At 58.1% G+C, this 8215-nt stretch carries 8 protein-coding genes; all 8 read left to right on the forward strand.

Annotated elements, in window-relative coordinates:
* The first annotated feature begins 16 nt into the window (after positions 1-16).
* Complete coding sequence (gene rpsK / locus Q0248_RS05400; RefSeq protein ID WP_211788517.1) at positions 17-403, forward strand: 30S ribosomal protein S11; 387 nt, start codon at positions 17-19, stop codon at positions 401-403.
* A 267-nt stretch (positions 404-670) separates the two neighbouring features.
* A complete protein-coding gene (gene rpsD / locus Q0248_RS05405; RefSeq protein WP_211788516.1) occupies positions 671-1276 on the forward strand; it encodes a 30S ribosomal protein S4 in 606 nt (201 codons plus the stop codon).
* A gap of 22 nt (positions 1277-1298) precedes the next feature.
* Positions 1299-2315 (forward strand): DNA-directed RNA polymerase subunit alpha, encoded by a 1017-nt coding sequence (locus Q0248_RS05410; protein ID WP_299320553.1) that lies wholly within the window; start codon positions 1299-1301, stop codon positions 2313-2315.
* A gap of 7 nt (positions 2316-2322) precedes the next feature.
* Positions 2323-2796, forward strand: a complete 474-nt coding sequence (gene rplQ / locus Q0248_RS05415) for a 50S ribosomal protein L17 (protein ID WP_211788514.1) — start codon at positions 2323-2325, stop codon at positions 2794-2796.
* A gap of 736 nt (positions 2797-3532) precedes the next feature.
* A complete protein-coding gene (locus tag Q0248_RS05420) occupies positions 3533-4015 on the forward strand; it encodes a hypothetical protein (protein WP_299320555.1) in 483 nt (160 codons plus the stop codon).
* An 8-nt stretch (positions 4016-4023) separates the two neighbouring features.
* Positions 4024-4551 (forward strand): hypothetical protein, encoded by a 528-nt coding sequence (locus Q0248_RS05425; RefSeq protein ID WP_299320557.1) that lies wholly within the window; start codon positions 4024-4026, stop codon positions 4549-4551.
* A gap of 1069 nt (positions 4552-5620) precedes the next feature.
* On the forward strand, positions 5621-7039 hold the full coding sequence (gene dnaA, locus Q0248_RS05430) for a chromosomal replication initiator protein DnaA (protein WP_299320558.1): 1419 nt from the start codon (positions 5621-5623) through the stop codon (positions 7037-7039).
* Between the two features lie 52 nt (positions 7040-7091).
* Entirely contained in the window at positions 7092-7580 is a 489-nt protein-coding gene (locus tag Q0248_RS05435; protein WP_211788509.1) for a hypothetical protein, read from the forward strand.
* Positions 7581-8215: the final 635 nt, after the last annotated feature.

Consider the following 8215-nt stretch of genomic DNA (forward strand, 5'->3'; position numbering starts at 1 on the left):
AGTAATAGACGTTGATATGGCAAAGAAAGTAGTAGCAAAGAAGAAGGTCGTCAAGGTCGACGCCGTGGGCCAGGCTCACATCCACTCTTCTTTCAATAACATCATCATCACCCTGACCAACAACGAAGGGCAGACGATCAGCGCCTCTTCCGCTGGTAAGATGGGCTTCCGCAGCTCCAAGAAGAATACCCCCTATGCAGCTCAGATGGCTGCTGAGGACTGCGCTAAGGTCGCCTACGACCTCGGCCTGCGTAAGGTCAAGGTGCTGGTAAAGGGTCCCGGTAACGGCCGTGAGTCCGCTATCCGTACGCTAGCTGCCAAGGGCATCGAGGTCACCGAGATCATCGACGTGACGCCCATGCCCCACAACGGTTGCCGTCCTCCTAAGCGTCGTCGCGTCTAAGCCTCCGCTTAGGATCCCCTAGCAATATCAATCGTAGTACTCAGCTCCCCACGCCACGTCCCGCCATAGAGCCCTGCTCTCGGACGTGTCGGGGTCTAGCCCTAGGGATGATGCTCGGATGAGGTACGATGAGTGAATAGATTGGCTATACTTTCAATATCTATCCTCTCCTCATAACCGGTCGCGGCTGCACTCCGTCCTCCATCCCAGCTATCCACCTCCCGCGCTACTCCCGCGGCGGAGCTGCTACTCAATCAATAGAAGACAATGGCAAGATATACAGGTCCCAAATCCAAGATCGCCCGTAAGCTCGGCGCTCCTATCTTCGGAGCAGATAAGGTTCTGACCAAGAAGAACTACCCTCCTGGCCAGCACGGGAATAACCGCCGTCGTAAGACGAGTGAATACGGCATCCAGCTCAAGGAGAAGCAGAAGGCCAAGTACACCTACGGCGTACTCGAGCGTCAGTTCCGCAACCTCTTCGAGAAGGCTCAGCGCACCAAGGGTGTGACGGGTGAAGTCCTCCTGCAGCTTCTCGAGAGCCGCCTGGACAACGTCGTCTACCGCCTCGGCATCGCTAAGACCCGCGCCGCAGCTCGTCAGCTCGTCTCGCACCGTCACATCACTGTCGATGGGCAGGTCGTCAATATCCCCTCCTACACCCTCAAGCCTGGTCAGGTCGTCGGTGTACGTGAGAAGGCTAAGAGCCTAGAGGTAATTACCGACTCCCTCGCTGGTCGTAGCCACACGGCTTACAGCTGGCTCGAGTGGAACAGCGCATCCCTCTCCGGTACCTTCCTCCACGCCCCCGAGCGTGCGGATATCCCCGAGGAGATCAAGGAGCAGCTGATCGTCGAACTATACTCTAAGTAATAAACTCTAGAAGCTCACTCACATGGCAATATTAGCATTTCAGAAGCCCGAAAACGTCCTCATGATGGACGCGTCGGACTCATTCGCTCGGTTTGAGTTCCGTCCCCTAGAGCCAGGCTATGCCACCACCGTCGGCAATGCTCTGCGCCGTATACTCCTTTCTTCACTCGAGGGCTATGCCATCTCGACGGTCAAGATCGAAGGTGTCAATCATGAATTTGCTACTATTCCGGGTGTCTTGGAGGATGTAACTAACATCATTCTCAACCTTAAGCAGGTACGCTTCCGTCCGCTCACTGAGGGTGCTACCGAGGAGACGGTCCGTCTGACCATCTCGGGCAAGGATAAGTTCCTGGCCGGGGAGCTCAACGGCAAGCTCTCTTCCTTCGCGGTCCTCAATCCCGAGCTCGTCATCTGCCATATCGATGAGGCCTACACGCTCACCATCGAGCTCTCCATCAATAAGGGACGTGGATACATCCCCGCTGATGAGAAGGCAGTCGAGACGGCTAAGGACAATGAGCTGCAGACGATAGCTATCGACTCTATCTACACGCCTATCCGCAACGTCAAGTATGCGGTGGAGAACTTCCGTGTCGAGCAGAAGACCGACTACGAGAAGCTCGTCCTAGAGGTCACCACCGACGGGAGCATCCATCCGCTGCAGGCGCTCAAGGATGCGGCTGCTATCCTCATCGAGCACTTCAGCCTCTTCACCCTCGCTCCTGTCGAGGTCGAGGAGAGCAGCGAGGAGTTCGCCGCTGAGGTAGCTGAGGTAGAGGACACGGAGGAGATCAACCGTGTCACCGACCTGCTCAAGAAGGAGCTCAGCGAGCTCGACCTCTCCGTCCGTGCCCTCAACTGCCTGCGTGCCGGCAATGTCGTCACCCTGGCAGACCTCGTGGCCCTCGAGGAAGAGGATCTCAAGAAGATCCGCAACTTCGGGAGCAAGTCGATGGAGGAGCTCAAGGACCTCATCGAGCGTCTGCAGCTTAGCTTCGGGATGGATGTTAGCAAGTACAATTTAGATAATGACTAAGTAAAAGATGAGACATAATAAGAAATTCAATCATCTCGGTCGTAAGAAGGCGCACCGCGAGGCCATGCTGTCCAATATGGCTGCATCGCTCATCCTGCACAAGCGCATCTTCACCACCGTCGCTAAGGCTAAGGCACTCCGTGTCTACGTCGAGCCCCTGATCACGCGTGCTAAGGAAGACTCTACGCACAGCCGTCGCGTAGTCTTCGCCGAGCTGCAGAACAAGTTCGCCGTCAAGGAGCTCTTCAGCACCGTCGCTGAGAAGGTCGCTGACCGCCCCGGTGGCTACACCCGCATCCTCAAGACGGGTCACCGTCTCGGTGACAATGCGGCTGTCTGCTTCATCGAGCTCGTAGACTTCAACGAGAACATGCTCGGCGCTAAGGCTGAGCAGAAGGCTGCTAAGACGACGCGCCGCTCACGCCGCAGCTCCAAGCCTGCTGCCGAAGCTGCTGCTCCTGCTGCAGAGAGCGCAGAGTAATCTGCCTTCGCCTCCACTACTACGCCAGGGCTGCGTCCTCCCCGAGGACGCAGCCCTGGCTTTTTTGTCCCCCGCACGTCCCTCGCCTTACCTTCGACTGGCTCTCCCTACGTCCCTAGCTTTGTCCCCCTCCTGCTCCTTACGTCCTGACTGCCGCCCCTCGGCATGCTGACTGCTATCCCTCACGGCTCTGAAGGACGTCCGTCAGCGCGATGAGGGATATCCCTCAGCAGATTTCCCCCTTACGCCTCGATCGTCTGCCCCTTGGTTGGCGCCCTTGCGCTTGCCTTTGAGTAAGGCTGGTGGGGGGGAAATGTATTGAAGAGGTCTAGCCTAGGGCAAGCACTTGCCGGGGCATAGGAGGCCAGCTCGCGAGGCTTAGGGTTAAGGGGGATGATGCTTTGGGGCTGGCTCCTCTCGGCTGTTGGTGAGCACCGTAGTCGTATGGCATGGGGAAAACGCTTATCTTTGCGAAAGTTACCTCTTAGAAATAGTTATGGCCTGGCGTACAGAGATGGCACAGCTTTGCCTAAAGGGCAGCCGTAGTACTACGGCTGCTTGTGCACTTCGCGCACAAGCATATTAGCCTATCTCTGAGGGCGCCTAGCACAAACAGCGCAGCATCCTCCCTACAGCAGGGGGAGGATGCTGCGCTGTTTCTTTTCCGTCCACGAGCGGACGGATGATACCTTGCAGTTCACTTTATTAACCTATAAACAAAAGAACAGAAATGAGAATGAAGAAGCTACTCCCTAGCATGCTCCTGGCACTGAGCCTCACGGCAGCCATGAGCTCCTGTGTCACCGAGGAACCCAAGCGCCAGTCGACCGAGATCCAGCGCGGCGTACGTCCCACAGAGCAGCAGCTGCGTACCCTGATGGAGGACGCGGCACGTGTGGCTGTCGATCGTAAGAGCCGTGCCATCTCCCCCAACACCCGCCATGAGATGACCTATACATTCGATGAGAAGGCCATTAGCTATGATGCGCAGTCAGATCAAGCTACGGTAGAGGTGACGCTACGCTGGAAGGCTCGTAAGGCTCTGCTTGCCGAGGGAAAGCATGACTTCGAGATCCGCGGCCGCCTGACGGTAAGCCTCAGCTTCCGTCCCGATTCGTACCCCGCGATCTTCACCCCTAGCTATGCTAATGAGGTGACGAAGGAGGTAGGTAAGGGCGATGCGAGCTCTGTCGCCAGCTTCGATGTCTATAAGAAGTAAGCTAGCCTATGTGTAAGCAAAGATCTTTCCGCACGCTAGCTGTGCTCCTACTCCTGCCCTTGCTGAGTCTCGTGCTGCAGAGCTGCGGGATGTCTCAGGGTGTGAGCTCACGCTCGAATCGCGCTCAGCCTACGGAGGCTGAGGTACAGCGCCGTCTCCGTGCTGACTATGGAGATGCCTTCGATCTGGCGGGGGCTCAGTTTGCAGAGCTCGTGATGAAGAAGATCGCTCCTCGCAGCGGCAAGGAGCTGCAGCACTCCATTAACCTCTACCCCGTCTGGTGCAATGAGGATGAGTCTGCGGTGGCCTGTGCTCTAGAGGTTCGCTTCCTCGCGCGCGATTACTGGTCGGGTGTCTCCTACGGGACTTGTGTCCTACAAGGGGTACTGATGCTGGGCGTCCCTCGCTATAGAGGACGTCCCTATGAGGTAATCGTGAATAAGATGCAGTATAACGAGCAGCTCAAGAAGGTCTCCAAGCCTGCCCAGCTCCAGTGGCTGGAGGAGGGCGTTCGCTTCAATCTGAAGGTGCGCTAGGACTCGCCAATTTCCTCCGTGATTTACTTGAAGCAGTGCCTTGACCTCGCTCTACGAAGCAGGTCGAGGCGCTGCTTGACTTGCTGCTTGCGGCAGGGTTTAGGGCGAGTTGGCATTGCCTTGCTTGGGCTGGCCTAGTAGGCTGCTTTAGCACCTTTTGCCTTGTCTGTGCTCGGTGCACTGTCGTCGATGAGGGCGAGTGAATTTGTACCCTTAGGGGACTTGAGGGCAGGGGTATTGCTTCCGCATACTTTTGCTTGCCTTCGCTGCCCCCTAGGTGGGGAAAAGCTATTACTAACATCGAATCATCTTCACAATAATGAGCACGAAGAAGCCCATCAAGCCAGCAGACAACCAGGCCAACATGCAGAACGCCAACAAGGGAACGCCAGGCACGAACCGACAGAACTCCTAGGTGCATGGCAATAGGGGAGCGCAGCTGAACCCTAATCGTACGCAGGGGAAGAAGTAAGCCCGTAGACAGACTTCGTCCAGAGGCCTCTAGGGCGTCTGCCTAATAGGCTCTGGATCAGCTTAGCGCTTGGGGCAAGGAGCTTGGCTTCCTTGCCCCAGGTCTGTTTTACCAGCCTGGTGGATTAGCTGGCGTAGGCTCGGACTTCCACCGCTGACCGCTAAGCACCTTGCTTCGCGGGTGTGGAAAAGTTTTCCCCGTGATGCGCTAAGATATTGAGATACAAATGTGAGCGAGCTGAGGGGCTCTGTGGATAAGGCTGAGGGTAAGCCTGTGGGTATTCTCCTGCAGGCTTAGCAATGAGCTACTTAGCCAGGGGCGCGCGGCGAGGCTATGTGGAGAGCTCTGTAAGCGGTTGAGCGCAAAGAGCATAGAGAATAATCGAGAAAAGCAAATAAGGGGACGTTTTTTTAAGTGCACCGAATTGTAGAACTTTGCAGTCCAGGCTTAGCCCTCGTGAGGAGTGTGCTTAGACCTTAGCGAGCTGTATGTCAGACGATTGTCTTGGTGCTGCTGCTGTGGATAAGTGCCTTGCCTCGGAGCGCGCCTGCCGCCCATAGAACGAACTAACAAGCCATACCCCTAAGTACCCGCCTCGTGACAACGACCTATAGCCCGCAGCCTGCCCCGCAGGCCGCCCCTAGCCCCTCGGCTGAGGAGCTCTGGCAGCAGAGCCTTCAGCTCCTCACTCAGCGCCTCGATGCGCAGACTATACAGCAGTGGTTCCAGCCGCTGCGTTGTGGGGGCTTCGGTACCGGGAGTGACGCGCAGGGTACCTTCCGCATCTTCTACCTCTACGCCCCCGATCGCACCTTCTGCCAGAGCCTGACGACGCACTACGCGCAGCCTCTGCTGGCGGTGCTGCGTGAGGTGATGGGTGCCGACATCGAGCCCGTGCTGGATATCGAGCCGCAGCCCGAGGTCGCGGCGGGGCAGGGGACGACGCAGCCCACACCGCCGCAGCTCTCGCCCAAGATGCAGACCTACTCCTCGGCGCTGAGTGCTGCGCTGCGCTTCGAGACCTTCTTCGAGAGCGCGTGCAACCGCGAGGCGCTGCGCATCGCCGAGGCTACGGCGGCACGTCCCGGGCAGGAGGGCTTGAACTTCCTCTTTATCTACGGGCCCAGTGGGGTGGGGAAGACGCACCTATGCCAAGCGATAGGGCAGCGCGCCATGGAGCTGCATAGCTCGATGCGCGTGTGCTATGTGGCCTGCTCCAAGTTCCAGATGCAGTACATGCGCGACAGCCTCAACGGCCCTGGCCGCGGGCGCTTCATCGACTTCTACCAGCAGATGGACATCCTCATCATCGACGATATACAGGGGCTCATCGGCAAGGAGAAGACGCAGCAGGCCTTCTTCGACATCTTCAATCACCTGACGCTGCTGGGCAAGCAGATCATCGTCACCTCCGACGTCCCCCCGATTGATCTGCAGGGCATGGAGACGCGTATCCTGACGCGCATGCAGAGTGCGATGATGCTCCACATTGACCGCCCCGACCTCGAGCTCCGACGCAAGATCCTCATGAGCCGCGTCGCCGAGAGCGGTGTACAGCTCGGCGAGGAGTGCATGGAGTTCATCGCCGAGAACATGAAGAGCAATATCCGCGAGATCGAGGGCGCCGCACGCACGCTCATCACGCGGGCACGCTACTCCGATCGCCCTGTGGATCTAGCGACGACGCGCGAGGTCGTCGGCAGCTCGGTCAATATCCAGCGGCTCGAGCTCACCCCCTCGCGCATCCTCGACTGCGTCTGCCGCGCCTACGCGATCGAGGCCGCGCAGCTCAAGGTCTCCTCGCGCAAGGCCGAGCTGGCCCTGCCCCGCCAGGTCGTCATGTACCTGGTGAAGAAGCATACCGACAGCTCCTACAAGGCTATCGCCAAGCTCCTCAACCGTAAGGATCACACGACGATCATGCACGGCGTCAAGAGCATCGAGGGCCGCCTCGAGATCGAGGCCGAGCTCCGCGAGCGCGTCCGTCAGATCGAGGCCGAGCTCCTCGGCCAGTAGCCCAAGTTCACCCATTATTAATCCATTATTAATCCATTATTAATCTAAGGATATGAAGCTAAGACAACTCCTCCAGGCGCTGCCCTTCGCGGCGCTCCTTGCGACCTCTGCGGCCGTAGTCACGCTGCCCTCCTGCAGCAGTAAGAACGATAGCCCTGTCCCCCCCGGGATCAACGGCGTGGAGCTGAAGTGTGAGTTCAGCATCGAGGCGGGCGCACCCGTCAACCTCTCGTGGCTGGCCTCGACGGGCGGCGATCCTAATATATATAGGGACGGGAAGCTCGTCGCTCAGAGTTTCTACAATGAGGACAGCGCCGACAAGGCGATCAAGAAGCTGCAGACGACCTTCACCCATCGGGGGATCGCCCTCGGCATCGGCCTTATCGCTAAGCGTACCGAGAGTGCGAATCAGCCTGCCGAGATCCCCGTCCGCCTCGTCGCGCGTCTCTATCGTCAGGGGACGCTGGTGCAGACCTATGTGAAGGAGCTCAAGCTGACGGACTACTCCGTCTCCGACCAAGTCCAGCTCTCCGCCTTCTAGCGCCCCCTCCCCACGCGGGCTCCTTGCCCGCCACCCTCCTCCCCCTATACCCCTGTCCCCAGGCTGCTGCTCCGCTGGAGCGCTGCCTGGGGACAGGGCTTTTTATCTGGATCTTTGCTGTGCGAGCGCTTCGACTTGCTTCAGCTTTTGCTTCGCCTGGTGTCTGCCGTCCGTGACCGCTGTCCCTCAGCGTCGTGAGGGATGTCAGTCAGAGCTCTGAGGGGCGTCAGTGGGGCGGCTGATGGATATGGGTGGGGGAGGGTAGCCTTGTCTCTGTGGTAGCTGCTACCTATTATATAGGGGTGCGACGAATTATAAACAAGCTCGCTCTTCTTGGCTCAGAGCTCTGCTGGCATGCTTCTCGTCGGCTTCTCTTTCCAGCCCCTCGCCGCGCCGCTAGCCTCGTGGAAGCGCCTCCCTCGCCTTGAATGCCTCTCTCTAATCCCCTTATCTAAGCGTACTTGCGTACGACTTTTGCGTTTGATTTGGATTGTATTCAGGAAATGCTCTATCTTTGCAACCGCAAACCGAGCGAGGGGCGCGATGAAAATGAGATACGATAGCGGGGCTAGCTGAGGCCTAAGTCGCAGCAAGACGCAGAGCAAAGGATCACCGCGCTGATTTGGTGGTTTGGA

The sequence above is a fragment of the uncultured Porphyromonas sp. genome (genome assembly GCF_938046015.1).
Taxonomy (GTDB): Bacteria; Bacteroidota; Bacteroidia; order Bacteroidales; family Porphyromonadaceae; genus Porphyromonas.